The 24,453-nt window shown below is 57.2% G+C and carries 24 protein-coding genes and 1 riboswitch; of the genes, 10 read left to right on the top strand and 14 right to left on the bottom strand.

The genetic code is table 11. The annotated features are described in order from the left end of the window. Positions 1–14: 14 nt before the first annotated feature. Entirely contained in the window at positions 15–1,478 is a 1,464-nt protein-coding gene (locus OLX72_RS07395; RefSeq protein ID WP_205389311.1) for an AMP nucleosidase, read from the bottom strand. Positions 1,479–1,483: 5 nt separating this feature from the next. Beyond that, on the bottom strand, positions 1,484–3,286 hold the full coding sequence (gene ade, locus OLX72_RS07390) for an adenine deaminase (RefSeq protein ID WP_433990157.1): 1,803 nt from the start codon (positions 3,284–3,286) through the stop codon (positions 1,484–1,486). 59 nt (positions 3,287–3,345) lie between these two features. Here ade and OLX72_RS07385 point away from each other — a divergent pair, with 59 nt between their 5' ends. Both OLX72_RS07385 and OLX72_RS07380 read left to right on the top strand, forming a co-directional pair. Then, complete coding sequence (locus OLX72_RS07385; protein ID WP_114871780.1) at positions 3,346–3,783, top strand: glyoxalase; 438 nt, start codon at positions 3,346–3,348, stop codon at positions 3,781–3,783. A 66-nt stretch (positions 3,784–3,849) separates the two neighbouring features. Next, positions 3,850–4,605 (top strand): class II aldolase and adducin N-terminal domain-containing protein, encoded by a 756-nt coding sequence (locus tag OLX72_RS07380; protein ID WP_433990156.1) that lies wholly within the window; start codon positions 3,850–3,852, stop codon positions 4,603–4,605. A 43-nt stretch (positions 4,606–4,648) separates the two neighbouring features. Here the strand turns inward: OLX72_RS07380 and OLX72_RS07375 are convergent, their stop codons facing one another. Beyond that, positions 4,649–5,596 (bottom strand): GlxA family transcriptional regulator, encoded by a 948-nt coding sequence (locus OLX72_RS07375; protein WP_114871782.1) that lies wholly within the window; start codon positions 5,594–5,596, stop codon positions 4,649–4,651. A 78-nt stretch (positions 5,597–5,674) separates the two neighbouring features. On the opposite strand from OLX72_RS07375, the gene OLX72_RS07370 reads away from it, so the two are divergent. The 3 genes from OLX72_RS07370 to OLX72_RS07360 all read left to right on the top strand — a co-directional run bounded on the left by OLX72_RS07370 (position 5,675) and on the right by OLX72_RS07360 (position 9,847). Then, on the top strand, positions 5,675–6,835 hold the full coding sequence (locus OLX72_RS07370; protein ID WP_433990155.1) for an acyl-CoA dehydrogenase family protein: 1,161 nt from the start codon (positions 5,675–5,677) through the stop codon (positions 6,833–6,835). Positions 6,836–7,051: 216 nt separating this feature from the next. Next, positions 7,052–9,067, top strand: coding sequence for an acetate--CoA ligase family protein (locus OLX72_RS07365; RefSeq protein ID WP_433990154.1), 2,016 nt, complete (start codon positions 7,052–7,054; stop codon positions 9,065–9,067). After that, the gene (locus OLX72_RS07360; RefSeq protein ID WP_114871785.1) at positions 9,068–9,847 is read left to right on the top strand and encodes a carnitinyl-CoA dehydratase; all 780 of its coding nucleotides are present in this window, start codon (positions 9,068–9,070) and stop codon (positions 9,845–9,847) included. Here OLX72_RS07360 and OLX72_RS07355 read toward each other — a convergent pair. Beyond that, positions 9,844–10,473 (bottom strand): class I SAM-dependent DNA methyltransferase, encoded by a 630-nt coding sequence (locus tag OLX72_RS07355; protein ID WP_433990153.1) that lies wholly within the window; start codon positions 10,471–10,473, stop codon positions 9,844–9,846. The two genes, OLX72_RS07360 and OLX72_RS07355, sit on opposite strands and share 4 nt — an antisense overlap. 86 nt (positions 10,474–10,559) lie before the next feature. On the opposite strand from OLX72_RS07355, the gene OLX72_RS07350 reads away from it, so the two are divergent. Next, positions 10,560–11,420, top strand: coding sequence for an SDR family oxidoreductase (locus tag OLX72_RS07350; protein WP_114871786.1), 861 nt, complete (start codon positions 10,560–10,562; stop codon positions 11,418–11,420). 6 nt (positions 11,421–11,426) lie between these two features. Here the strand turns inward: OLX72_RS07350 and dxs are convergent, their stop codons facing one another. The 6 genes from dxs to OLX72_RS07320 are packed head-to-tail and all read right to left on the bottom strand — an operon-like array spanning position 11,427 to position 16,691. Further along, positions 11,427–13,355, bottom strand: coding sequence for a 1-deoxy-D-xylulose-5-phosphate synthase (gene dxs / locus OLX72_RS07345; RefSeq protein ID WP_433990152.1), 1,929 nt, complete (start codon positions 13,353–13,355; stop codon positions 11,427–11,429). A gap of 33 nt (positions 13,356–13,388) precedes the next feature. Further along, positions 13,389–14,297, bottom strand: a complete 909-nt coding sequence (locus tag OLX72_RS07340; protein WP_433990151.1) for a polyprenyl synthetase family protein — start codon at positions 14,295–14,297, stop codon at positions 13,389–13,391. Next, a complete protein-coding gene (locus OLX72_RS07335; protein WP_114871789.1) occupies positions 14,257–14,511 on the bottom strand; it encodes an exodeoxyribonuclease VII small subunit in 255 nt (84 codons plus the stop codon). Before OLX72_RS07335 ends, OLX72_RS07340 begins: the two co-directional genes overlap by 41 nt. Next, on the bottom strand, positions 14,508–15,434 hold the full coding sequence (locus OLX72_RS07330) for a histone deacetylase family protein (protein ID WP_433990150.1): 927 nt from the start codon (positions 15,432–15,434) through the stop codon (positions 14,508–14,510). The genes OLX72_RS07335 and OLX72_RS07330 overlap by 4 nt, the downstream gene beginning before the upstream one ends. A 46-nt stretch (positions 15,435–15,480) precedes the next feature. Next, on the bottom strand, positions 15,481–16,182 hold the full coding sequence (locus tag OLX72_RS07325) for a response regulator (protein WP_114871791.1): 702 nt from the start codon (positions 16,180–16,182) through the stop codon (positions 15,481–15,483). Next, positions 16,179–16,691, bottom strand: a complete 513-nt coding sequence (locus OLX72_RS07320) for a MarR family winged helix-turn-helix transcriptional regulator (RefSeq protein WP_114871792.1) — start codon at positions 16,689–16,691, stop codon at positions 16,179–16,181. Before OLX72_RS07320 ends, OLX72_RS07325 begins: the two co-directional genes overlap by 4 nt. A gap of 167 nt (positions 16,692–16,858) precedes the next feature. On the opposite strand from OLX72_RS07320, the gene OLX72_RS07315 reads away from it, so the two are divergent. Then, a complete protein-coding gene (locus OLX72_RS07315) occupies positions 16,859–17,728 on the top strand; it encodes a branched-chain amino acid aminotransferase (RefSeq protein WP_114871793.1) in 870 nt (289 codons plus the stop codon). 60 nt (positions 17,729–17,788) lie between these two features. On the opposite strand, the gene cobO is transcribed toward OLX72_RS07315, so the two are convergent. The 3 genes from cobO to aroC are packed head-to-tail and all read right to left on the bottom strand — an operon-like array spanning position 17,789 to position 20,536. Further along, on the bottom strand, positions 17,789–18,388 hold the full coding sequence (gene cobO / locus OLX72_RS07310; protein WP_433990149.1) for a cob(I)yrinic acid a,c-diamide adenosyltransferase: 600 nt from the start codon (positions 18,386–18,388) through the stop codon (positions 17,789–17,791). 54 nt (positions 18,389–18,442) lie between these two features. Beyond that, positions 18,443–19,381 (bottom strand): DMT family transporter, encoded by a 939-nt coding sequence (locus tag OLX72_RS07305; RefSeq protein ID WP_114872475.1) that lies wholly within the window; start codon positions 19,379–19,381, stop codon positions 18,443–18,445. Positions 19,382–19,432: 51 nt separating this feature from the next. Then, positions 19,433–20,536: a chorismate synthase gene (aroC, locus tag OLX72_RS07300; RefSeq protein ID WP_114871795.1), complete on the bottom strand. Its 1,104-nt coding sequence runs from the start codon at positions 20,534–20,536 to the stop codon at positions 19,433–19,435. 89 nt (positions 20,537–20,625) lie between these two features. Continuing rightward, positions 20,626–20,726: riboswitch (TPP riboswitch) on the top strand. Positions 20,727–20,765: 39 nt separating this feature from the next. On the opposite strand from aroC, the gene thiB reads away from it, so the two are divergent. Genes thiB through thiQ form a run of 3 tightly spaced genes read left to right on the top strand, consistent with a single transcriptional unit; the run spans position 20,766 to position 23,954 of the window. Then, positions 20,766–21,743 carry a thiamine ABC transporter substrate binding subunit gene (gene thiB / locus OLX72_RS07295; protein WP_433990148.1) on the top strand — a complete coding sequence of 326 codons (978 nt, stop codon included), beginning with the start codon at positions 20,766–20,768 and terminating at the stop codon, positions 21,741–21,743. Beyond that, a complete protein-coding gene (locus tag OLX72_RS07290) occupies positions 21,719–23,269 on the top strand; it encodes a thiamine/thiamine pyrophosphate ABC transporter permease ThiP (RefSeq protein WP_114871797.1) in 1,551 nt (516 codons plus the stop codon). Before thiB ends, OLX72_RS07290 begins: the two co-directional genes overlap by 25 nt. Then, positions 23,262–23,954, top strand: coding sequence for a thiamine ABC transporter ATP-binding protein (gene thiQ, locus OLX72_RS07285; RefSeq protein WP_114872476.1), 693 nt, complete (start codon positions 23,262–23,264; stop codon positions 23,952–23,954). Before OLX72_RS07290 ends, thiQ begins: the two co-directional genes overlap by 8 nt. Here the strand turns inward: thiQ and OLX72_RS07280 are convergent. Continuing rightward, entirely contained in the window at positions 23,951–24,442 is a 492-nt protein-coding gene (locus OLX72_RS07280; RefSeq protein ID WP_302622800.1) for a 6,7-dimethyl-8-ribityllumazine synthase, read from the bottom strand. The genes thiQ and OLX72_RS07280 overlap by 4 nt on opposite strands. Positions 24,443–24,453: the final 11 nt, after the last annotated feature.

Genomic DNA, 24,453 nt, shown 5'->3' with positions numbered 1-24,453 from the left:
CCCAAAAGGCCGTTTCAAAGGAACGCAGTCTCGTCAAAAGACCGTAATTTCCGGCTGTGAAGCCGATCCAGAGGCATGCCACGCAACGCTTCCATTGCCCGGATTCCGATCATCAAATGCCGCGCAACCTGGGTCTTGTAAAAGTCTGATGCCATCCCCGGCAGCTTCAATTCGCCATGCAGTGGCTTATCGGAAACGCAAAGCAGCGTGCCATAGGGAACCCGAAAACGATACCCGTTCGCTGCGATCGTGGCGCTTTCCATGTCCAGAGCAATTGCGCGGGATTGCGACAGACGCTGCACCGGCCCCGACTGATCGCGCAGTTCCCAGTTGCGATTGTCGATCGTGGCAACCGTTCCGGTGCGCATGATCCGCTTCAGCTCGAACCCTTCCAGTTTGGTCACGGCAGCAACCGCTTGTTCCAGAGCAATCTGGATTTCGGCCAACGCCGGGATCGGGGTCCAGACCGGCAGATCATCGTCCAGAACATGATCTTCGCGCAAATAGGCATGGGCCAGAACGAAATCGCCCAGCGCCTGCGAATTCCGCAAACCGGCGCAGTGTCCCACCATCAGCCAGGCATGTGGCCGTAAAACGGCGATGTGATCCGTTGCGGTTTTGGCGTTTGAAGGGCCGACACCGATATTGACCAGAGTTATACCGGACCCGTCCTCGCGCTTCAGGTGGTACGTGGGCATTTGCGGCAACTTCAACAGGTGATCCAATGGCGCGTCAGCAGACGTGATCACCATGTTTCCCGTGCTGACAAAGCTTGTATATCCGCTGTTCGGATCGGCAAGCTGGGAACGCGCGAACGCTTCGAATTCGGCGACGTAGAACTGATAGTTGGTGAACAGAACATGGTTCTGAAAATGATGCGGGTCGGTTGCGGTGTAATGCGCAAGGCGCGCCAGTGAATAATCCACGCGCTGGGCCGTAAACGGGGCCAGAACACCGACATTGTCCGGGGTCGCGTAGGTTCCGTTTACGATATCGTCGTTTGTGGTGCTCAGATCAGGGACATCAAAGTAATCGCGCAGGATAAAATCGGATGCGCCTTCCTGTGGAACATCAAGCGTTTCATCACCGACAACGGCAAAATGCACGGGAATCGGTGTATCGGACAGCCCGATCTGTACGGGCATGCCGTGGTTTTCGATCAGCAGCCCAATCTGCTGGATCAGATAGTTCCGAAACAGATCCGGGCGCGTGATACTGGAGGCATAGGTGCCCGGTGCCGCGACATGACCGAAACTGAGCCGCGTATCCACATGCGCATAGCTTGTGGTGGTGAACCGGATTTCTGGATAAAAGGCCCGATACCGCGCGGTCGGGTATCCTTCTTCCATCGCGCGCCTGAAATTTTTCCGCAAGAATCCGGTGGCTGTTTCGTACATCAGTTCAAGCCGCGCCACGGCGGCCTTGGCATCCCGAAAGGTTTCGGCTTCGGGCACATCCGGCGTCTTGATGGTGCTTATCTCGGTCATCTGTCTGTCCTGATCAGATTGATCTTTTCAAATCGCGTCACATCGACCAGCCCCAGATCGGATATCCGTAACTCGGGGATGACAACCAGCGCCAAAAGGGAATGTTGCATATAGGCATTGTTCAATGTGCAGCCGCAGGTCTGCATCGCTTTCATCATCGCTTGCGCCTTTGCGGCAACCTCTTGTGCCGGACTGTCCGACATCAATCCGGCAATCGGCAATTCAACCAGCGCCAGTTCCACGTCATCCTTGAACACCGTTATACCGCCACCCACGTCGGCAAGACGATTTGCCGCCAACGCCATCTGCGCGCAGTCCGTGCCAACGACAATCATATGGTGGCTGTCATGCGCCACAGTCGAAGCCATGGCCATGCGGCCGGTGTACCCAAATCCGGATACAAACCCGTTCACCACGCCGCCGGTGGCGCGGTGCCGTTCTACCAATGCAATCTGAAACGTATCGCCCTGTCCTTCGATCAGCCCGTTATCGACCGGCAGATCACGCACCAGCGCCTGTGTCGGCGCCTGATTTTCAACAACTCCGATCACGTTGACGCGGGCGCTGTTTGCGCCTTTGGGGGCTGCAATTTCAAAATCTGTTTCGGTCAGGCTGTGGCCAAGGTGCACGGTGCCGCGCGCGGTATCCGGCCAGGGGTAATGCGGGCATTCGACCAGGCATTTTCCCTTTTCAGAGACTGTTTTTCCACGTGCGATGACATGTTCGATCGGCAGCGTTTCCAAATCAGACGTCAGAACGATATCCGCGCGCCGGCCCGGAGTGATGGACCCGATTTCGCGTTCCAGCCCAAAATGCGTGGCAGTGTTGATCGTCGCCATCTGCAAGGCAACGACGGGATCACAACCACAGGCAATTGCGTGGCGCACAACACGGTTCATATGTCCTTCGTTCACCAATGTACCGGAATGGCAATCATCGGTGCACAGGATGAAACTGCGCGAATCCAGCCCCTTTTCGGTCACGGCTGTGATCTGGGTTTCAACATCATACCACGCAGACCCCAGCCGCATCATCAAACCCATACCCTGACGGACGCGCGCAATTGCATCCGCTTCGCATGTGCCTTCGTGATCATCGGCTGGGCCGCCGGCCACATATGCCGCGAAATTCGACCCTAAATCAGGCGATGCATAATGTCCGCCAACGGTTTTCCCTGCCATCTGCGTAGCCGCAATTTCGGCCAGCATCTTCGGGTCACCATTGATCACACCGGGAAAGTTCATCATTTCACCGAGGCCGATGATGCCGGGCCATGACATCGCTTCGGCCACATCTTCGGGGGATATTTCAAACCCTGTGGTTTCCAGCCCCGGCGCAGACGGCGCGCAGGACGGCATCTGCGTAAAGATGTTGATCGGTTGCATCAACGCCTCGTCATGCATCATGCGGACCCCGGAAAGGCCCAGAACATTGGCAATTTCATGCGGGTCGGTGAACATCGACGTGGTGCCATGCGGGATCACAGCCCGCGCAAATTCCGCCGGCGTCAGCATGCCGCTTTCGATGTGCATATGCGCATCGCAAAGCCCCGGGATCATATAGCGCTCGTCTGCGTCAATGATTTCGGTATCGGGGCCGATACAATGCGATGCATCTGTTCCGACATAGGCAATGCGCCCTTCGGCGATCGCGATATCATGGCCGGGTAAACATTCACGCGTGTGCACATTCACCCAGATCCCGTTGCGGATCACGGTATCGGCTGTGCTGCGTCCGGCGGCGACAGCGACAAGACGTGGCGCTGTCTGCGCCCATGAAAGTGGTGTTGTGTCGTTCATGCGGTACGTTGACATGCGTCAAGGGCATGATCAAGCTGAACCATAAGGAGTGAGTGTCCATGGATTTCGAAACCGTTTCAGCCGAGGCTTTCGGCGCATCGCTGCGGGGCATCGGCCTGAACCTGCTGGTCAGGGATGTTCTGGCCGAATGCGCCTTTTTAGAGACTGTTTTTGGCATGAGTTACCATCAAGCAAGCGCGGATTTCGCGATTGTGACCTATCAATCCCAGGTGTTTCAGCTTCACTCTGACGGGACATATCACAGTAATCCGTTGCTGGGGTTGCTGCCCGAAAACCCGCCGCGCGGCGCTGGTATTGAAATCCGGCTTTACGATAGCGATCCGGATATCACCGCCGAAAAGGCGCACACAGCCGGTGCAGTGGTTTTACAGGAACCGACGAACAAACCACATGGTTTGCGGGAAACCTATATTCTGTGCGAAAACGGCTATGCGTGGGTGGCCAGCCGCCCAACAGACGATGCCGCACCCGACTGATCCGCAAAATACGGCAAGCTTGCAGATCGAACGAAATACGCCGGAAAACCAAAAGAAAGATATCCCATGACAGTTGCTCAGATACGACCCAATATGGACCACTGGCAGGAACGCGTCGATCTGGCGGCGGCGTTCCGATGGACCGCAAGGTTGAACCTGCACGAGGCCGTAGCCAATCATTTCAGCCTGTCCATCAACGACGACGGCACCCGTTTCCTGATGAACCCGAACCAGCGCCATTTTTCCCGGATCAAGGCCGGCGATCTGATCGTGGTAGACGCCAATGACCCCGAAACCCTGATAGGGCCGAACGCGCCCGATCCGACCGCCTGGGGCCTGCATGGCGGTCTGCACCGGCATTGCCCGCATGCGCGCTGCGCGATGCACGTCCATTCCATACATGCCACTGTCCTGGCCTCGCTGGCGGACAGCCGCCTGCCACCGATTGATCAGAACTGCGCCACGTTTTTCAACCGGTACGTGATCGATGACGGGTATGGCGGTCTTGCCTTTGAAGAGGAAGGCGAACGTTGTGCCGCCTTGCTGACCAATCCAAAGCATAAGGTTATGATAATGGGCAATCACGGCATCATGATTATCGGTGATTCCGTCGCGGACACGTTCAACAGGCTCTATTACTTCGAACGCGCAGCCGAAACCTATATCCGCGCTTTGCAAACAGGCCAGCCGTTGCGGGTACTGCCCGATGATGTTGCCGAAAAGACGGCACAGGAACTGGACGATTATCCCGGACAGGCAGACCGCCATCTGGAAGAGCTAAAAGCGATCCTGGACCAGGAGGGATCGGATTACGCAAGCTGATCCGGTTTCATCGGGTCTGCGCCCGACTGCAACAAGCGCATCCTCAGACAAGGGCAAGCCGCAGGGCGCGCGGGGTTGTTCCGAATTCCGCTTTGAACGCGCGCGTCATTGCACTCGCATCCTGATAGCCACAGCGCAATGCAATCTCTGAAACGGGCAAAACAGTCTCTAACACTAGCTTTCTTGCTACAATAAGACGTATCCGCCGATAGACTTTTTGCGGTGCGGCGCCTGTTGCGGTGCGCATTCGTGCCTCAAGCGTTTTTTGGGTGCATCCGACCCGAAACGCGATGGCCGCAATGGTCAGCGGGTCTTCTACATGCTCTTGCATCAATGCAATGGCCCGATTGGTCACGCTTCGGCTGCGCCCGCGCCCGACCGGCATAGCGACCTGCGGATGGCCCGACATGAAAAGCTGCGCAACTTCCAGCGCAAGGGCTTGCCCATGATCACGGCCAATCAGAAACATCACCATATCAAAGGCTGCCATGGCACCGCTGCACGTGACCCTGTCGCCATCTATGACAAACCGTTCCCGAACGCCGTCGATGTCGGGAAATTCTTCGGCAAACGCCGCCAGTTCTTCCCAATGAATTGTAGCGCGGTGCCCCGACAGCAATCCGGCATGCGCCAACAGCCAGCTTCCGGTATCCATACCAGCCAGAACCTTGAACTGCTTTGCAGCCGAACCCAAGGCTGCACGGTTTTGCCATGTGGCATGTGTGCGAAACCCGTAAGACGGCATGACCAAAAGCATATCACCCTCGGCATCCTTCAAGGGTGTATGCGGGCGTACCTCCAACCCGCTGGAAGATGTTGCGGGCAACCCGTTCACCGTCAAGAAGACCCATTGATACAACTGCCGCCCCGACAACATGTTCGCGGCGCGCAAAGGTTCTACCGTGTTTGCCAGACAGTGATTGGAAAACCCGTCATAAAGAACCAGGCCGTAACGCTGACAGAGCGAAGAAGTTTTTGACCAGCTTTGCATGATAACTGACTATTTCAGCACGATGGACAAAAGCAATCCCCGTAACCTGTTCCTCGGCTGATCAAAGGGATTTACGCAATGCAATACGGGCTGACAGACGAACAGGAAATGATTGCATCAACGGTGCGATCCTTTGTCGAAAAAGAAATCTACCCGCATGAAGAACTTGTTGAACGTACAGGCGACGTCCCTCAGGAGATCGCGGACGAGATCAAACGCAAAACCATCGAGCTTGGGTTTTATGCCTGCAATTTTCCGGAAAGCGTAGGCTGTGCCGGCCTGAACCATATGGAATTCGCACTGGTCGAACGGGAACTGGGCCGCGGCTCCATGGCACTGAACCATTTTTTCGGCCGTCCACAAAACATTCTGATGGCGTGCGAGGGCGAACAGATCGAACGATACCTGACACCCGCAATACGCGGCGAACGGATGGATGCACTGGCCATGACCGAACCTGGCGCCGGATCTGATGTACGCGGCATGAAATGTGCGGCAAAACGCGATGGCGGCGATTGGGTGGTGAATGGCACAAAGCACTTCATCTCGGGCGCGGACCATGCCGATTTCATCATCGTGTTCATCGCAACCGGCGAAGATCAGACACCAAAAGGCCCAAAAAAGCGCATCACGGCCTTTCTGGTTGATCGCGGCACGCCGGGCTTCACCATTCGTGACGGATACAAATCGGTCAGCCACCGCGGCTACAAGAACATGATACTGGAATTTGATGACTGCCGTTTGCCGGATGCGCAGGTTCTGGGCGATGTTGACGGCGGCTTTGAGGTGATGAACACTTGGCTTTACGCAACACGGATTACGGTTGCCACCATGTCGGTCGGGCGGGCACGCCGCGTTTTCGACTATGCGCTGGACTATGCGGCCACCCGCGAACAGTTCGGTCAGAAAATCGGCAAATTCCAAGGCGTTTCGTTCCAGATTGCCGACATGATCACCGAAATCGATGCCGCCGATCTTTTGACGCTTGCCGCCGCTGACCGCCTGGATAAATCGCTGCCCGCCAACCGCGAGATTGCGTCAGCCAAACTATATGCCTCTGAAATGCTGGCACGCGTCACAGATGCGGCGCTCCAAATACACGGTGGCATGGGTCTGATGGATGATTATCCGCTGGAACGGTTCTGGCGCGACGCACGTGTGGAACGTATCTGGGACGGTACGTCCGAAATTCAGCGCCATATCATCAGTCGCGAACTGCTTCGGGCGCTGGGCGCTTAACCATGCCTCCGGCAGGGATATTTGAAAACAGAAGAACAAGGTCCAGCCCCCTGCCTGCGGTTCGCGCGGCAGGGGGCCTTCTCCTGTTACGGTCATCGGCGTCCCCGCCTGTACCGCCTGACCCGAATGAACTGCCAAAGTTAATAAAGCATTGCTTCTTCTGTTTAAAAATATCCAGAAACGCCGGCTTGTCCGACCCAGAACGGGATTTCGGTGATGTCTGACCTGTCAAGATTGTTCCGGCCGAAATCGATTGCGGTGATCGGAGGCGGAGCGTGGTGCGCGCAGGTGATCGCCCAGTCACAGAAAATGGGATTCAGCGGGTCCATTTGGCCCGTTCACCCCAACGGCGGTGCCTTTGGCGGGATTGACGCGTATACAACACTTACGGATCTACCCGAACCGCCGGATGCCACCTTTGTCGGCATCAACCGCCAGGCCACAATCGCAACCGTCACCGGATTGCGGGGCATGGGCGCAGGCGGTGCGGTATGTTTTGCGTCCGGGTTTGCCGAAGCCGCTGCCGAAGATGCAACAGGCACCGGTTTGCAGGCGGAACTGGTTGCTGCCGCCGGTGCGATGCCAATTCTGGGCCCGAACTGTTACGGGTTCATTAATGCGCTGGACGGGGCGTTGCTGTGGCCGGATCAACATGGATGCGCGCGGGTTGACCGGGGCGTTGCCATCCTGACGCAATCGTCAAATATCGCGATCAATCTGACGATGCAGAAACGCGGATTGCCTATCGCGTACACCGTTACGTGCGGAAATATGGCCCAGACGTCTCAGGCCGATATTGCGTGCGGTTTGCTGGACGACCCGCGCGTCACCGCAATCGGGGTTCACATCGAAGGGTTCGGATCGCTTTCCGCCTGGGAACGCTTTGCGCTGGCCGCGTACGAACGCGGTGTTCCTGTGATTGCCCTGAAAGTCGGGCGGTCAGAACACGCTCAGAAAGCCGCAGTTTCGCACACGGCATCACTGGCGGGAAGTGATGCAGGCGCACAGGCCGTTCTGGACCGGCTGGGTATCTCGCGGGTGCATGATCTGCCGACCTTTCTGGAAACCCTCAAGCTGCTTCACTTCAACGGGCGGCTGGCATCGAACCGGTTGTCATCAATCAGTTGCTCCGGCGGGGAGGCGAGCCTGGCCGCTGATACCGCACATGGCCGCAATGTTGAATTTCCACCGCTTGATTCAGAGCAAAAGCAGGCTCTGAAAAAGGCTTTGGGGCCAAAAGTCGCCTTAGCAAACCCGTTGGATTACCACACCTATATCTGGCGCAATGATGGTGCGATGGCCGATGCCTGGACCCCTATGGCGGCACCCGATATTGCGCTGACACTCAGCATTGTCGACTATCCTCATACCGATGCGTCTGATTGGGTTTGCGCAACCAATGCCGCACTTGAGGTTCGAAAGCGGACAGGGCGGCCGGTTGCCGTGGTCGCCACACTGCCCGAACTTATGCCGCAGGACGTTGCCGCCCAACTTGCCGCTGGTGGTGTGACCCCGATGCTTGGCCTGAGCGAGGCGATTGCCGCTGCCGAAGCCGCCGCACCGAAAAACGCCCCCATTCGCGAACCGATGCTGCCCCCCGGCCGGGACCGGGACGGCACCGTTCTGACCGAAGTGCAAGCCAAGGTGGCGCTGGCGCAGCATGGTCTGTCGGTTCCGCTTCTGGATATTGCGGAAAGTCCGGAAGCCGCAGAAAAAATGGCCACCGTCATGCCGGAACCGCTTGTTCTCAAGGGGATCGGAATTACGCATAAATCCGACGTCGGTGCGGTCAGGGTTGGCCTGAAGGCGGCCGAGGTTCACGCAGTTGCAAGAGAAATGCCAACCGAGACGTTTCTGATCGAAGAAATGATCACGGGCGGTGTTGCAGAGTTGCTTGTCGGGATCACCCGCGATCCGGCACACGGTTTTGTTCTGACACTGGCCGCCGGCGGGACGTTGACGGAAATACTTTCAGATGCGGTGTCGTTGATGGTACCGGCTTCTGACACAGCGGTAAAACAGGCTCTGACAAGGCTGAAAACCTATCCTTTGCTGATCGGTTTCCGGGGCCAGCCCGCAGCCGATATGAACGCGATCTGTGCGGCAGTTCAGGCCATACAGGCCTATGTTGTTGAAAACGCCGATACGGTTTGCGAGGTTGAGGTTAATCCGCTGATATGCACACCGACGCGCGCTGTTGCCGCAGATGCCCTGATTAGAAAGGCCACATGAATGTCACCGCTTAAAACAAGAACCGAAGGTCCGATCCTTGAAGTCACGCTGGATCGCCCAAAGGCCAACGCCATTGATCTGCTGACCTCACGCGAAATGGGTGATGTATTTGCGCGGTTTCGTGACGATCCGGAATTGCGCGTTGCGATTATCACTGGTGGAGGAGAGAAATTTTTCTGCCCCGGTTGGGATCTGAAAGCAGCGGCAGACGGTGATGCGGTTGATGGCGATTACGGTGTCGGTGGCTTTGGCGGATTGCAGGAATTGCGGGGCATGAACAAACCCGTGATTGCAGCCGTAAACGGCATCGCGTGTGGTGGCGGGCTTGAACTGGCCTTGAGCGCGGACATTATTCTGGCTGCGGATCATGCCACTTTTGCATTGCCGGAAATCAGGTCCGGAACGGTGGCTGATGCGGCTTCGGTAAAACTGCCCAAACGCATTCCCTATCACATCGCGATGGAATTGCTGCTGACCGGTCGCTGGTTCGACGCACCCGAGGCGCATCATTGGGGCCTTGTGAACGAAGTGATTCCGGCGGATCAGCTGATGGATCGCGCGTGGGAGCTTGCCCGGCTTCTCGCCTCGGGGCCGCCACTGGTTTACGCGGCGATCAAGGAAATCGTGCGCGACGCGGAAGATTCGAAATTTCAGGACGCGATGAACCGGATCACAAGGCGGCAAATTCCTTCGGTCGACACGCTTTATGCATCCGAAGACCAGTTGGAAGGCGCGCGCGCTTTCGCGGAAAAACGGGATCCGGTCTGGAAGGGGCGTTAGGCCTTTCGAAACTGTGCGACAAAGGCCTGATCGTCTTTGTGTTCGCCCTTTGTCGTGACTTCGTAAATCCGCACATTTGTCAGAGACAAATCATAAATACTGCCATTCAGAGTCTCGAATTTGGCGGCAAACCCGGCTGACCCAAAATGCTTGGCGTTAATGGAAAGCGCAATCAACCCACCGGGTTTTGCAACGCGCGCAAGTTCATCAATCGCCTGTGGGCCAACATGGCCCGCCGTAAACGTACCCGAACTGACGATCCCGCCATAGCTGTTGTCGGCAACCGGCAACCCCTGCAAAAGGTCCGCTGTGAACAGGCTGCGATAAACATCCTTTGCGGCGGCCACCTTCAGCATGTCGGCAGAAATGTCCGTTGCTTCGATCTCGGAAATGCCCAGTTCGCGCAGGGCGGCGCCACACACGCCGGTACCTGCCCCGACATCCAGAACAGGGCCCTGCCCGCCAGATGCGACGAAATGCTGGGCAACCTGCAAATGCAGGATGTACCCCTGTTCCCCGACAAAGTCCTTATCGTAGCTTTCTGCCCAGTCTGCATACAGCCGTTTTGAATCCTCGGGCGAGGAAAGAGAATACGCTCTGGACAGGTTTGGCGGTTTCGAAGTCATGACCCCATTAGACCCGACACTGCCTTTGTCGATCAAGTGCCTTGTAGCGCTTGCATATTTGGCCGGCATTGCGCATCTGATGTTCCATGACAAAAACGCTGCTTTCTTTCGGTCACGGGTATTCAGCGCAGGCGCTGGCACGCCTGCTTTTACCGCTGGGGTGGCGTGTGATCGGAACAACACGATCAGATCAGAAGGCAAAGCAGCTTGAACAGAACGGAATTACGCCGGTTATCTGGCCGGGTGCGGATATGCGGGACCATATCGCGCAGGCCAGTCATATTCTGGTTTCGGCCGGCCCGGATGGATCAGGTGATCCTGTACTGGCCCAGTGCCGTGATGCCATCGCAAACAGGGCAAAGGATCTGACCTGGGTCGGATATTTGTCGACAACCGGTGTTTACGGCGACCATCAGGGCGGGTGGGTTGACGAAAAAACACCGCTGACCCCCAGCACAAAACGCGGCACTGCACGGATGAAAGCCGAAGCAGAATGGCAATCGGTTGCCGGCTTGCCATTGCACATATTCCGGTTGGCCGGGATTTACGGGCCGGGCCGCGGACCGTTCGAAAAGGTCCGGAATGGGACCGCGCGCAGGATCGTGAAAGACGGGCAGGTGTTTTCGCGCATTCACGTGGAAGACATTGCCAAAGTCCTGATGGCCTCAATCACCTGCCCCAATCCCGGCGCTGTCTACAACCTTTGCGATGATGATCCGGCCCCGCCGCAGGATGTGATCGGCTATGCCGCGCAATTGCTGAACCTGCCCGTTCCGCCGGAAATTGCCTTTGAAGATGCCGATCTTACCCCGATGGCGCGCAGCTTTTATGCAGAAAGCAAACGTGTGCGAAATGACCGGATCAAGGACGAATTGAACGTGCGCCTCAGCTTTCCCACCTACCGCGAAGGATTGCAGGCCATGCTGGCGGACAGTACCAAAAAATAGACCCTATCAGGCCCTTTTTTCACCAATAGCCGCAATGCCCAGAACGTTCAGAACCTTGGCTTCGATATGTTCGGCGTTCATTGCAGCGCTGGCATACATGTCCGCCGGGCTTGCCTGATCGATGAACGTATCAGGCAGAACCATGGACCGGTATCGCAGACCCGTATCAAAAATGCCTTCTTCCGCGATCAACTGTGCAACATGGCTGCCAAATCCACCCACGGCACCTTCTTCGACCGTGATCAGGGCCTCGTGGTTGCGCGCCAGCGACAGGATCAGATCCCTGTCCAGCGGTTTGGCAAAGCGCGCATCGGCAATCGTGGGGTTAATCCCCTTCGCGCCCAGCGATTCTGCCGCTTTCCTAACTTCGGACAGACGGGTCCCAAAGGACAAGATGGCCACCCGTGCACCATTCTGAACGATCCTGCCTTTGCCAATTTCCAAAATCTCGCCCCGCTCAGGCAAATCGACACCCACACCTTCTCCGCGCGGGAAACGAACGGAAATCGGGCCACTGTCATGCGCAGCAGCGGTGGCCACCATATGCATCAATTCCGCCTCGTCCGCGGCCGCCATGACGGTAAAACCGGGCAAATTTGCGAGATACGCAATGTCGTAGCTGCCTGCATGGGTCGCGCCGTCAGCGCCGACCAGCCCCGCGCGGTCAATCGCGAAACGGACCGGCAGCCGCTGAATGGCCACATCATGCACCACCTGATCGTAACCGCGCTGCAAAAACGTGGAATACATCGTGCAAAACGGCTTCATCCCGCCTGCGGCCAAAGCGGCCGAAAATGTAACCCCGTGCTGCTCGGCAATACCGACGTCAAAGCATCGACTGGGATACCGGTCTGCAAACATATTCAACCCGGTTCCGTCCGGCATCGCGGCGGTGACGGCACAAATCTTGTCATCTGCCGCCGCTTCGGCCAGCAATGCCTTGGCGAAAACGCTGGTATAACTGGGTGCGTTCGAAGGCGTCTTGGCCTGTTTGCCGGTTACAACATCAAACTTGGCTGTGGCATGGCCTTTGTCCCGCGCGGCTTCGGCAGGGGCGTAGCCTTTGCCCTTTTTTGTAATCACGTGAATCAGGATCGGGCCTGTGGCGCGCTGCTTTACGGTGCGCAGCACCGGCAAAAGCTGCGACATGTCGTGCCCGTCGATCGGCCCGACATAAGAAAACCCAAGCGCTTCGAACAGCGTTCCGCCAACGGCCATGCCTTTGAGAACATCCCTGGCGCGTTTGGCCCCCTCGCGAAACGGTTCGGGCAGCAGGGACACCGCGCCCTTGGCTGCAGCCTTTAATTCCTGAAACGGCTCTTCTGCGTAAAGGCGGCTCAGATAAGACGACATGGCACCGACAGGCGGTGCAATGCTCATTTCATTGTCGTTCAGGATGACAATCAGCCGTTTTTTCAAATGGCCTGCATTGTTCATGGCCTCATAGGCCATTCCGGCACTCATGGCACCATCACCGATCACGGCGATGGCATCGCCCAATCCTTCGGGCGTGTTGCCGCCCAGATCGCACGCAACGGCAAACCCCAATGCAGCACTGATCGACGTCGAAGAATGGGCTGCTCCGAAAGGATCATAGGGCGATTCAGATCGTTTGGTGAAGCCGCTTAACCCGTCCTTCATCCGCAATGTTCTGATCCGGTCGCGCCGTTCCGTCAGGATTTTATGCGGATAACACTGGTGCCCCACGTCCCAAACCAGCTTATCGCGTGGCGTGTCAAAAACGGCATGCAGTGCAACTGTCAGTTCGACCACACCCAGCCCGGCCCCCAGATGGCCCCCCGTGACCGAAACCGCCGAAATCGTTTCCGCACGCAGTTCCCCGGCCAGTTGGGTCAACTGGCGGTCGGTCAACTGTTTCAGGTCTGCCGGACGATCAATCGTGTCCAGCAATGGCGTTTTGGGCCGGTCGTTCATATGCGCCTCCTGTGGCACAAGGCCTAACTGTGCCTAGCTGTCGCGCGAGAGAACGAACCGCGCCGCCTCCCGCAAGGTTTGCGCCTCTGATCCATAGCCATCCAGCGCATCACAGGCGGCTTGGACAAGTTCTCTGGCGCGTTTCTTTGCCCCGTCCAGACCCAGATGTGACACAAACGTCGCCTTGCCTGCGGCATCGTCTTTGCCGACCCGCTTGCCAGCCTTGGATGCATCGCCTTCCACATCCAAGATGTCGTCGGCAATCTGGAAAGCAAGCCCCAATGCTTGCGCGAATTGGCGCAGCGCACGATTGTCTGCCATGGCCATGATCGCACCCGCCTCGCAAGACCACTGGATCAGGGCGCCGGTCTTGTTCACCTGAAGCGCAGTAATTTCGTCCAGCGACAATGGCAATTCCGCTGTTTCGGCGGCGATATCAAGCGCTTGTCCCAAAACCATACCCTGCACGCCGCTGGCAATGGCAAGACTTCTGGCCAGTTCGACCCGGATTTCTGCAGATCCGCATTCGGGGTGGGTCACACATTCAAACGCAAGACTTTGCAATGCATCGCCGACCAGAACCGCCGTCGCCTCGTTCCATCTGACATGAAGTGTCGGCAGACCGCGCCGCAAATCATCATCGTCCATACATGGCAAATCGTCGTGAACTAGGCTGTAGGCGTGCATGGCTTCAATCGCGGCGGCCGGCCAGATCGCCTGCTGCGGGTCGACAGAATGCAACCGCGCCGATTCCAGCACCAGAAAGGCTCGCAAGCGTTTCCCGCCCCCAACCGCATAAGACATACCTTTGATCACAGGAAGGGCGGGCCGCGTCGGCAGTATCTTGTCAAAATGAGCCTGAACAGCCGTTGCGGCTGCCTTCAGGCGAACATCAAACACGTCAGAGACCTTCGACAGGTTTCGTTCCGGTTGCCGCACCATCCGCATCCAGTGTGATCATAGCCACTTTTTCTTCGGCTTCCTTCAGCTTGGCCTCACAGCGTTTTTTCAGGGCAGCGCCCCGTTCATAAAGGCTGATGGACGCATCCAGCGCGACATCGCCGCGCTCAAGCTGGGTCACGACCTGTTCAAGCTCGGCCATGGCCTGTTCAAATGTCATTTCGTTTACCGGGGTGTCGGTCGGGGTATCGGTCATATCGCGGCTTTCATCAATTCTTGTACATGGGCGTGCGCTGCGGCGGCCAGCGCAGTCAGATCATACCCGCCTTCCAGTGTCGAGACCACGCGCCCGTTGCAGCATTTTGCTGCGATGGCGCAAATCTGTTCCGTGATCCACGCAAAATCTTCTGTGGTCCAGTCAAGCTGTGCCAGCGGATCATCGCGATGCGCGTCAAAGCCCGCACTGATGATGATCAGATCGGGATCAAAGGCCAGCAATCGGGGAAAAGCAGTCTCTGAATAGGCCTTTTTCATATCTTCGCCATCCGAACCGGGCGGCAGCGGAATATTCAGGATGTTATCATACGCACCGGCTTCATCGGCGCGTCCGGTGCCCGGCCACAGCGGCATTTGCTGTGACGTAACCAGCAAAGAGCGCTTTTCGTCCCATAAGATATCCTGCGTTCCGTTGCCGTGGTGGACATCGAAATCAACGACCGCAACACGGTTCAACCCGTGGTGATCCAACGCGTATTTCGCCGCCAATGCAGTGTTGCCGATGAAACAGAACCCCATTGCAGTGTCTGTTTCCGCATGATGCCCGGGTGGGCGCGTGGCACAAAACGCATTGCCGGTCTCACCTGCCAGAACCATATCAACGGCACGCACAACGGCGCCCGCCGCACGAAAAGCGGCCGTTAACGTGCCCGGTGACATCCATGTATCCGCGTCAATCTGTGCGGCGCCCGATTTGGGTGCCGTGCGGCGCAGATCTGCCAGGTAGGATGCCGGATGAACCCGCAAAACATCATCTTCGGCGGCCAAAGGCGCTGTGATCTGTGGCAGGTTCAGCGGCGCCAGCGCGTGCAGCACATGTTCCAGCCGCGCCAAACGTTCCGGGTGTCCTTCGGGCGTGACATGGTCCAGACAATCGGCGTGGGTAATCAGGGCAGTCTGCATCTTCCGTCTTCACCTTTTTAAAAATACTTGAATCCCGACCGGCGGTCTAATCGGGGGCCAGCATGTATCCGGCCCCGCGCACGGTTTGCAGATACCGGGGCTGTTTCGAATTTTCTTCGATCTTGCGGCGCAAACGGGTGATCTGGACATCGACGGCCCGTTCCTGCGCCTGCCCCAGATCGCGCCCCAGATCTTCGACCAGTTTGGCCCGGCTGACCGGTTCACCGGGACAGGACGAAAAGATTTTCATCAACTGGCTTTCCGTGGCCGTCAGCCGGACAGGTTCTACGCCCTGCCACATCTGGCCGCGTTCAATATCGTACCGGATCGGGCCAAGATGCAGGATTTTCGGCGCGGTGCTTTCGGCAGGTGTTTCGGGCATGCGCCGCAAAATCGCGTTGATCCGCAAAAGCAGTTCTTTGGGCTCGAACGGCTTTGCCAGATAGTCATCCGCACCGGCCTCCAGCCCTTCGATGCGGTTTTCGGTTTCGCCCTTTGCCGTCAGCAGCAAAATGGGCGTTTGCGAGTTTTCCCGCAGGGATCTGGTTAAAGACACGCCGTCTTCGCCCGGCATCATGACATCCATGACGATCATATCAAAATCCAGACCCGACAGAATGCGCCGTGCATGGGCTGCATCGCGGGCCGATGTGACCAGAAATCCGTTACGCACCAGAAACTTTTGCAGCAGGCTGCGGATGCGTTCATCATCGTCCACAATCAGCAGGTGGGCGTCCATCTCGCTCATTGGCCTGCCTCCTTCAGCCTGACGTATTTGCGCCGCAGGTCGGCGTCCATCATTGCCTCCAGAACCTGGCGAAACCCGCTGACCGCCTCGGGGCCAGCTTCGCGATAGGCGGCACGCATGCGTTCGCGTTGTGCATCCGAAAGGGTGCGTTCCAGCTCGGCGCCTTTTTCCGTCAGGTGCAGGTGGCGCTCGCGTTTGTCGGTTTTGCCAACACGGCTTTCTACAAGACCATCCTGTATCAGGGTGCGCAAAACGCGGTTCAGCGATTGTTTGGTTACGCCCAGAATGTTCAGCAGGTTGTTCACCGTGGTCCCCGGCGCGCGGCTGATGAAATGAACCGCGCGGTGATGTGCCCGACCATAGGCCATGTCGGAAAGAATCCGGTCGGGATCAGCGGTAAAGCCGCGATAGGCAAAGAACATTGCCTCGATCCCTTGTCGCAACTGTTCGTCCGTGAGGAACAGCAGGCTTTCACCCCCGTACCCTTGTGCCGCACGCCCTTCGGCCATGATACCCTCGTTTACTGAACTGATTTGCGGCAGCTTACGTCAGTGTTGTTGACATTCCAAGGGCGAAGCGATATCGAACCGCAGTTTTCGCGCAATTATATGTCCGAAGTGGCCATAATTTGCGCAATATATGCAAAGACAATCGCAACGCATAGGAGGATTCTATCATGGCGGGACGATATGATGATCGGGATGGCTACATCTGGATGGACGGCAAAATGATCGACTGGCGCGACGCCAACGTCCACATTCTGACCCATGCCATGCACTATGCGTCCTCTGTCTTTGAAGGGGAACGCGCGTATAATGGCAAAATCTTCAAATCGCGCGAACATTCCGAACGCCTGAAGCGTTCGGCGCAGATGATCGATTTCGAAATTCCATACACCATCGACGAGATCGAGGCCGCCAAAGTCGAGGTTCTGGCGGCAAGCGGATTGCAGGACGCCTATGTGCGCGCAGTCGCCTGGCGCGGCGCGGGCGAAGACATGGGTGTCGCATCGGCCCGCAACCCGGTGCGCATGGCGATCGCGGCATGGGAATGGGGTGCCTATTACGGCGACGCCAAGATGAAAGGCGCCAAGCTGGACATTTCAAAATGGAAGCGCCCAAGCCCCGAAACCATTCCAAGCCACGCTAAAGCGGCTGGCCTTTACATGATCTGCACCATGTCCAAACACGCGGCAGAGGCCAAAGGTTGTTCGGATGCGATGATGTTCGATTATCGCGGCTATGTCGCCGAAGCCACCGGCGCAAACATCTTTTTCGTCAAGAACGGCGAGGTTCACACCCCCGACCCGGATTGCTTTCTGAACGGCCTGACGCGGCAAACCGTGATCGGAATGCTGAAAGACCGCCAGATCAAGGTGCATGAACGCCATATCATGCCCGAAGAACTGGAAGGGTTTGAACAATGCTGGCTGACCGGCACCGCCGCCGAAGTGACTCCGGTTGGCCAGATCGGGGATTACAATTTCGAAGTCGGCGCACTGACCCGCGAGATTGCGCAAGGCTATGAAAAACTGGTGCGCGCCTGATCCGGCAGTCTGCAGGTAAGCAAAAGGTGGCCTGACATGTCAGGCCACCCGAATGCTATCCTAGAAATCCACGCCGCGCTGCGCCTTGATCCCGGCGGCATAGGGGTGTTTGATTTCGGTCATTTCAGTCACTAAATCGGCGTATTCCATTAATTCCGGCTTGGCATCGCGCCCTGTCAGGATCACGCTGGTTTTGTCAGATCGCGCCTTCAGCCCGTCAAGAACGGCAGCCACATCCAGATAATCGTACCGCAGCGCGATATTGATTTCGTCCAGAACGATCAGGTCGAATTCACCGCTTTCCATCATTTCGCAGGCTTTCTGATAGGCCGCCGTCGCAGCCGCGATATCGCGATCCTTGTCCTGTGTATCCCAGGTGAAACCTTCGCCCATCGTGTGCCAGACCACCTGCCCCAACCTGCCAAAGAACTGCCGTTCGCCGGTGATCCACGTGCCCTTGATAAACTGCACGACACCAACCTTCTGTTTCCAGCCCAGCGCCCGCACAATAACCCCGAATGCGGAACTGGATTTGCCCTTTCCGTTGCCAGTATGGACAAGCACCAGACCGCGCCCGGGGTCTTTTGCCTCGGCGATTTTCTCGCGGTGTTTGGCCTGCACGGCTTTCATTTCAGCTTTGTGGGTGTTTGCGTCGGTCATGTTTGCTCCTGTTGGGACGGTACGGATCACGCTCCGTTTTGATGAATAGCATTGCTAGGCTTTCGGGTCGGTCACGGAACGGGCCTTGCGCCTTTCAAGCCCGAGGTGGTGTTCGCGCCAGATCACCAGGACACCGGCGCTGATCACCAGCGTCGCACCAAAGAGCATGACCAGCGTTGGCAGCTCGCCAAACCAGACATAGCCGATCACAATCGCAAACAGCATCGAGGCATAATCATAAGGGGCCAGCATAGACACTGTTCCAAAGCGATATGCCGAAGTGATCAGAATTTGTGCGACGCCCCCCATCAGCCCGGCCAGAACCAAAAGTGCGATTGTCGTAAGGTCAGGCACCACCCATCCGAACGGCAATGTCATCAGTGACAACAGGGATGCAGTTGCCGAAAAGTAAAACACTATGGCAGCCGTGTGTTCTGTCTGAACCATCTGACGTATCTGGATCTGCACCAGCGACCGCATAAAGGTGGCAACCAGTATCATCAGCGCCCCGATGGTGGCCTGATCGGTCAGACCGGAAGAACCGGACAAGCGCGGCGACAATATGATCAGAACCCCAAGCAAGCCGAGCGAGACAGCCCCGACACGGATCAACCTGATCCGCTCTCCCAGCAGTATCGCCGCCAGAATGACTGTGAATATCGGCGTGGCAAACCCGATTGCCGTCACTTCGGGAAGCGGCAGAAGACCGAGGCCAAAGAACGTAAGCCCCATCGCCGTTGTTCCAAAAATTCCCCGGCGCACGTGGCCCCACGGGTTTTTTGCGATCAGTCCGCTGCGCAGTTGGCCACGCTGGATCAGCCAGATCACAATCACCGGAATCGCGAAAAAGGATCGAAAGAACACCGCCTCGCCTGCAGGAACCAGATCCGAAGTGGCCTTGATCAGCGCCGCCATTGTGGTGAACAGGAAAACCGCCGTCAGCTTTAACGCAATGCCAAGTGCAGGTCGCGATGATGCGTCTTCAACTTTCATCTTGCGCATGTGCCATTCAGGGGCGTTTGATTTTGCGCACCAAAAGCCAAATTATTCCCCGATCACACCCTGGTTTTCACCGACCTGTCCGCGATGCAGCAATAGATGGTCCAGCAGCACACACGCCATCATCGCCTCTCCGACCGGAACGGCGCGGATCCCGACACAGGGATCGTGGCGGCCCTTGGTGATGATATCGGTGTTTTCACCTGATTTAGTCACTGTTTTGCGCGTGGTCAGTATCGAAGATGTGGGCTTGACCGCAAAACGAACGACAATGTCCTGACCGGTGCTGATACCGCCCAGAATTCCCCCCGCATGGTTGGACGAATACACCGGTCCGTCCGGGCCCATTCTGATTTCATCGGCATTCAGTTCACCAGTAAGCATGGCGGCAGACATGCCTTCCCCAATCTCGACCCCCTTGACCGCGTTGATCGACATCATCGCCGCAGCCAGATCCGTATCCAGTTTTGCATAGACAGGCGCGCCCAAACCCGCGGGCACACCGCGGGCAACAAGTTCAATCACGGCGCCAACCGAACTGCCTGATTTGCGCAATCCGTCCAGATACGCGGCCCAATCGGTTGCGGCCTGCGCATCGGGCACCCAGAACGGGTTTTGTTCGATCTGATCCCAATCGAACCGTTCCCTGTCGATAGGGTGCGCACCCATCTGCACCATGTAGCCGGTGATCTGAATATCCGGCACAAGCGATTTGATGGCTTCGCGCGCCAGACCGCCTGCGGCGACGCGACTGGCGGTCTCCCGGGCAGAAGATCGCCCGCCGCCGCGATAGTCGCGAATTCCGTATTTCTGAAAATACGTGATGTCGGCGTGACCGGGGCGGAACTTGTCCTTTATGTCACCATAATCTTTCGATCGCTGATCCGTATTCTGGATCAAAAGTTGCACCGGCGTGCCTGTTGTCTTGCCCTCGAATACGCCAGACAGAATTTGCACCTCATCTGCCTCGCGCCTTTGGGTCGTGTACTTGTTCTGGCCCGGTTTGCGCTTGTCCAGCCACTGCTGGATCATTGCTTCGTCAACGGGCACACCGGGTGGGCAGCCATCCACCGTTGCGCCAATGGCAGGTCCGTGGCTTTCGCCCCATGTGGTGACGCGGAAAAGGTGGCCAAAACTGTTGATCGACATGAAACACTCCTTTGTGTTGTCTCTAGCCTTGGTGCGGCACTGCCTCAAGGTGTTTCGGCTTGCAGAGATCATCGGCGGGCTTTACGATCAAATCTACCTCGGGGGGCCTTAGCTGGCTGAGATGCAATTCTGCGGACCCGTTGAACCTGAACCAGTTAACACTGGCGGAGGGAAGGTCCGGGCTCAAATGCTCTTCCCCTTTTCCCAACGCCGCAATTAGGAGGATACGATGAAGTATCTCACGTTCGTTGCGGGCATAATTGGCGCGTCGACGGCTTTTGCCGAAACACCGGAACTGACCATTTATACCTATGATAGCTTTGTGTCCGATTGGGGGCCCGGCCCGGTGATCGAAGCAGAGTTTGAAAAAACCTGCGGCTGTGATCTGAAATTGGTCGGGGCGGGCGATGGCGCCGCCCTTTTGGCGCGTATCCGTTTGGAAGGCGCACGGTCTGATGCCGACATTGTGCTAGGGTTAGACACTAATCTGACTCAGGCGGCACTGGATACGGGCCTTTTTGTGTCCCATTCGGTTTCTGCGGATTACAACTTGCCGATCCCATGGCAAGACGATCATTTCGTGCCCTATGACTGGGGCTATTTCGCCTTTGTCCACAATGCGGATCTGACCCCGCCGACAAGTTTTTCCGCGCTGGCCGACAGTGATCTGAAGATCGTCATTCAAGATCCCAGATCATCGACTCCGGGCTTGGGTCTGCTAATGTGGGTCAAGACCGCACATGGTGATGCAGCACCCCAAATCTGGGAGGGTTTGTCCGACAATATCCTGACCGTCACGAAAGGCTGGTCCGAAGCCTATGGCCTGTTCCTGGAAGGCGAAGCGGACATGGTGCTGTCTTACACCACCTCTCCGGCATACCACCTGATTGCCGAAGGCGACACGAGCAAATCGGCAGCTGCCTTTGAAGAAGGCCATTACATGCAGATCGAAGTGGCGGCCAAACTGGCAAGCAGCGACCAGCCGGAACTGGCAGACGCTTTTCTGGAATTCATGGTGTCAGATGCATTTCAGTCGGTGATATCAACGACGAACTGGATGTACCCTTCGGTGACGCCGCAAAACGGTTTGCCAGACGGGTTTGAGACTCTGATAAAGCCTGAAAAGGCTTTGATTGTGCCCTCGGCAGATGCTCCGGCACTGCGTGATCAGGCTTTGGCCGAATGGCTTTCAGCGTTGTCGCAGTAAACCGTTGGCCCGGAATCGGCGCTGCAGCTTTGGTGGCAGCGCTGGTTCTGGGCACTTTGCTGGCTGTTGTCCTTCGCTCCGAGGCAGGGCAAAGCCTTGGCGCGTCAGATTGGGCGGCCGTGCGGTTTACAATGTCTCAGGCGCTTGTTTCTGCCGGGCTGAGCGTGATGCTGGCAATTCCGGTGGCGCGCGCCCTTGCGCGACGGACATTTCCGGGGCGCAGCGTGTTGATCACGCTGCTTGGGGCACCGTTCATCCTGCCCGTGATCGTTGCCGTCCTGGGTTTGCTGGCCGTTTTCGGACGCAACGGATGGGTAAGCCAGGGGCTTGAAAGCATCGGATTGCCGCCTGTGTCGATCTATGGGTTTCACGGCGTGGTGCTGGCGCATATGTTTTTCAATCTGCCACTGGCGACGCGGCTGATCCTGCAAGGGTGGCAGGATATTCCATCCGAGCGTTTTCGACTGGCCGCACAGTTGGGTTTTGATGCGAAAGGCATTGCACGCCTGCTGGAATGGCCAATGCTAGCACGGGTTTTACCGGGTGCGTTTGCAATCGTGTTTGCCATTTGCCTGACCAGTTTCGCCGTTGCGCTGACACTGGGCGGCGGACCAAAGGCCACAACAATAGAACTGGCCATCTATCAGGCGTTCCGGTTTGATTTTGATTTGGGGCGGGCCGCGTTTTTGTCCTGTTTGCAGATGGCGATTGCCGGAACCGCGGCCGTGCTGGCCCTGACAGTGTCCAGCCAGACCGGGTTCGGTCGCGGATTTGATCGGGTCACACAACGCTGGGATGCCAGATCAGCACTGACAAAACTGCTTGATACGCTTCTTATCCTTTGTGCGGCAATGTTTTTGATCCTGCCATTGACGGCCGTTGTGCTGGCAGGTCTGCCCGCACTTTTTGCGCTGCCAAATAGTGTCTATCACGCGGCTTTTCTGTCTTTGTCCATCGCGCTGACCAGCACCGTGATCTTGTTGCTGCTGGCGTTGCCACTGGCGGCAACCATTGCACAGTCGCGTACCGGATTGACTGAAAGCATCGGGTTTCTAAGCCTTGCAGCCTCACCCCTGGTCATCGGTACGGGCCTGTTCATCGTGCTTTTTCCATTGGCCGACCCGTTCGCACTGGCCGTTCCGGTAACGGCGCTTGTCAATGCGGTGATGGCCTTGCCATTTGCGCTTCGCATCCTTGTACCGGGAATGCGGGATGTTCTGGGGCAATACGGGCCACTGGCACAAACTCTGGGCGTGCAGGGCCTTGGCATTTGGCGCCTACTGATCCTGCCCAGATTACGCCCGCAGATCGGGTTCGCCGCCGGGTTGGGTGCGGCCCTTTCAACGGGTGATCTGGGTGTGATCGCGCTGTTTGCCGATCCGCAACGCGCGACTTTGCCGTTGCAGATGTACCGGTTGATGGGGGCATATCAGATGGAAACGGCCGCCGCCGCGGGTTTGCTGCTTGTGGTGCTGTCGCTTTTTCTGTTCTGGATATGTGACAAAGGGGGGCGCTGGCGTGCTTGAACTGGACAAGGTCGTTTTGCGCAGCGGAACGTTTGAATTGCGCGCCGATCTGGATGTCGATGACCGGGCGATTGTTGCCGTCATCGGGCCGTCCGGTGCCGGAAAATCGACACTGTTAAACGCAATTGCGGGATTTCAACCCATCACCGAAGGGCAATTGAAATGGCAAGGCACGGACATCACACAGGCCGCACCATCCAACCGGCCTGTTGCCATGCTGTTTCAGGACAATAACCTGTTCCCACATCTGTCACTGGCCCAGAATATCGGTCTTGGCCTGCACCCGACACTACGCCTTTCCTCTGAGGATCAAGCCAAGGTGGAACACGCATTGCAGCGCGTCGGCTTGCAAGGGTTGGGCGCACGCAAACCGGCGGATGTTTCGGGCGGTCAGCAAAGCCGCGCCGCTCTTGCGCGGATTCTGTTGCAAAAGAAACCGTTGATCCTGTTGGACGAACCCTTTGCTGCCTTGGGCCCTGCGATGCGCCGTGAAATGCTGGATCTGGTTGCGGAACTGGCGCGTGAATCCGGGGCGACTGTACTGATGGTAAGCCACGCCCCGTCGGATGCCCGCCAGATTGCAGATCAGGTTATTCTGGTCGCTGACAACATCGCACACCCGCCGCTTGCCACTGACGAATTGCTGGACAATCCGCCAGCGGCACTGCGCGATTATCTGGGTTAAGCAGCTTTCGCAGAAACTTGCGCGCGGGTCGCGACGATGCTGCGTGCCGCCTGTGCCGCCTCGCGCCCCTTTTCAACGAAATGCGCCTTGTAGATCGCTTTGTGATGTGCGGTTTCCTGATAATGATGCGGCGTAAGGGATACCGAAAGCACCGGCACGCCGCTGTCCAGACCGGCCCGCATCAGCCCGTCGACCACTGCGCCAGCAACGAAATCGTGACGATAAATACCGCCATCAACAACAAATGCGGCGCAAATGATTGCATGATATTGGCCGGTATTGGCCAGATCACGCGCCATAAGCGGCAGTTCAAATGCCCCGGGAACATCAAAAACATCCACCGAATTTGCTGGAATAGACTCTAAAAATCCGTCCAAAGCCCGGTCCACGATGTCAGCGTGCCATTGGGCCTTAACGAATGCATAACGGGTGTGTGACATATCTGATCTCTCCTTTTTGGTCTCACAACACCCAAGGCGATCACGAATGAATGTGCCGC

The sequence above is a fragment of the Sulfitobacter sp. TBRI5 genome (assembly GCF_051013555.1).
Taxonomy (GTDB): domain Bacteria; phylum Pseudomonadota; class Alphaproteobacteria; order Rhodobacterales; family Rhodobacteraceae; genus JL08.
This window is presented reverse-complemented; position numbering and strand designations above follow the sequence as displayed.

Excerpts from the sequence above, each read along its gene's own strand:
- thiB (WP_433990148.1), top strand. The coding sequence starts at position 20,766 with ATGAAGTATCTCACGTTCGTTGCGGGCATAATTGGCGCGTCGACGGCT.
- OLX72_RS07325 (WP_114871791.1), bottom strand. The coding sequence starts at position 16,182 with ATGAGCGAGATGGACGCCCACCTGCTGATTGTGGACGATGATGAACGC.
- OLX72_RS07355 (WP_433990153.1), bottom strand. The coding sequence starts at position 10,473 with ATGACTTCGAAACCGCCAAACCTGTCCAGAGCGTATTCTCTTTCCTCG.
- OLX72_RS07340 (WP_433990151.1), bottom strand. The coding sequence starts at position 14,297 with ATGGTGCGGCAACCGGAACGAAACCTGTCGAAGGTCTCTGACGTGTTT.
- OLX72_RS07335 (WP_114871789.1), bottom strand. The coding sequence starts at position 14,511 with ATGACCGATACCCCGACCGACACCCCGGTAAACGAAATGACATTTGAA.
- OLX72_RS07380 (WP_433990156.1), top strand. The coding sequence starts at position 3,850 with ATGACAGTTGCTCAGATACGACCCAATATGGACCACTGGCAGGAACGC.
- OLX72_RS07375 (WP_114871782.1), bottom strand. The coding sequence starts at position 5,596 with ATGCAAAGCTGGTCAAAAACTTCTTCGCTCTGTCAGCGTTACGGCCTG.
- cobO (WP_433990149.1), bottom strand. The coding sequence starts at position 18,388 with ATGACCGACGCAAACACCCACAAAGCTGAAATGAAAGCCGTGCAGGCC.
- OLX72_RS07320 (WP_114871792.1), bottom strand. The coding sequence starts at position 16,691 with ATGGCCGAAGGGCGTGCGGCACAAGGGTACGGGGGTGAAAGCCTGCTG.
- OLX72_RS07385 (WP_114871780.1), top strand. The coding sequence starts at position 3,346 with ATGGATTTCGAAACCGTTTCAGCCGAGGCTTTCGGCGCATCGCTGCGG.
- OLX72_RS07370 (WP_433990155.1), top strand. The coding sequence starts at position 5,675 with ATGCAATACGGGCTGACAGACGAACAGGAAATGATTGCATCAACGGTG.
- OLX72_RS07305 (WP_114872475.1), bottom strand. The coding sequence starts at position 19,381 with ATGAAAGTTGAAGACGCATCATCGCGACCTGCACTTGGCATTGCGTTA.
- OLX72_RS07360 (WP_114871785.1), top strand. The coding sequence starts at position 9,068 with ATGTCACCGCTTAAAACAAGAACCGAAGGTCCGATCCTTGAAGTCACG.
- OLX72_RS07350 (WP_114871786.1), top strand. The coding sequence starts at position 10,560 with ATGACAAAAACGCTGCTTTCTTTCGGTCACGGGTATTCAGCGCAGGCG.
- OLX72_RS07315 (WP_114871793.1), top strand. The coding sequence starts at position 16,859 with ATGGCGGGACGATATGATGATCGGGATGGCTACATCTGGATGGACGGC.
- OLX72_RS07365 (WP_433990154.1), top strand. The coding sequence starts at position 7,052 with ATGTCTGACCTGTCAAGATTGTTCCGGCCGAAATCGATTGCGGTGATC.
- ade (WP_433990157.1), bottom strand. The coding sequence starts at position 3,286 with ATGAACGACACAACACCACTTTCATGGGCGCAGACAGCGCCACGTCTT.
- OLX72_RS07290 (WP_114871797.1), top strand. The coding sequence starts at position 21,719 with ATGGCTTTCAGCGTTGTCGCAGTAAACCGTTGGCCCGGAATCGGCGCT.
- dxs (WP_433990152.1), bottom strand. The coding sequence starts at position 13,355 with ATGAACGACCGGCCCAAAACGCCATTGCTGGACACGATTGATCGTCCG.
- OLX72_RS07330 (WP_433990150.1), bottom strand. The coding sequence starts at position 15,434 with ATGCAGACTGCCCTGATTACCCACGCCGATTGTCTGGACCATGTCACG.
- aroC (WP_114871795.1), bottom strand. The coding sequence starts at position 20,536 with ATGTCGATCAACAGTTTTGGCCACCTTTTCCGCGTCACCACATGGGGC.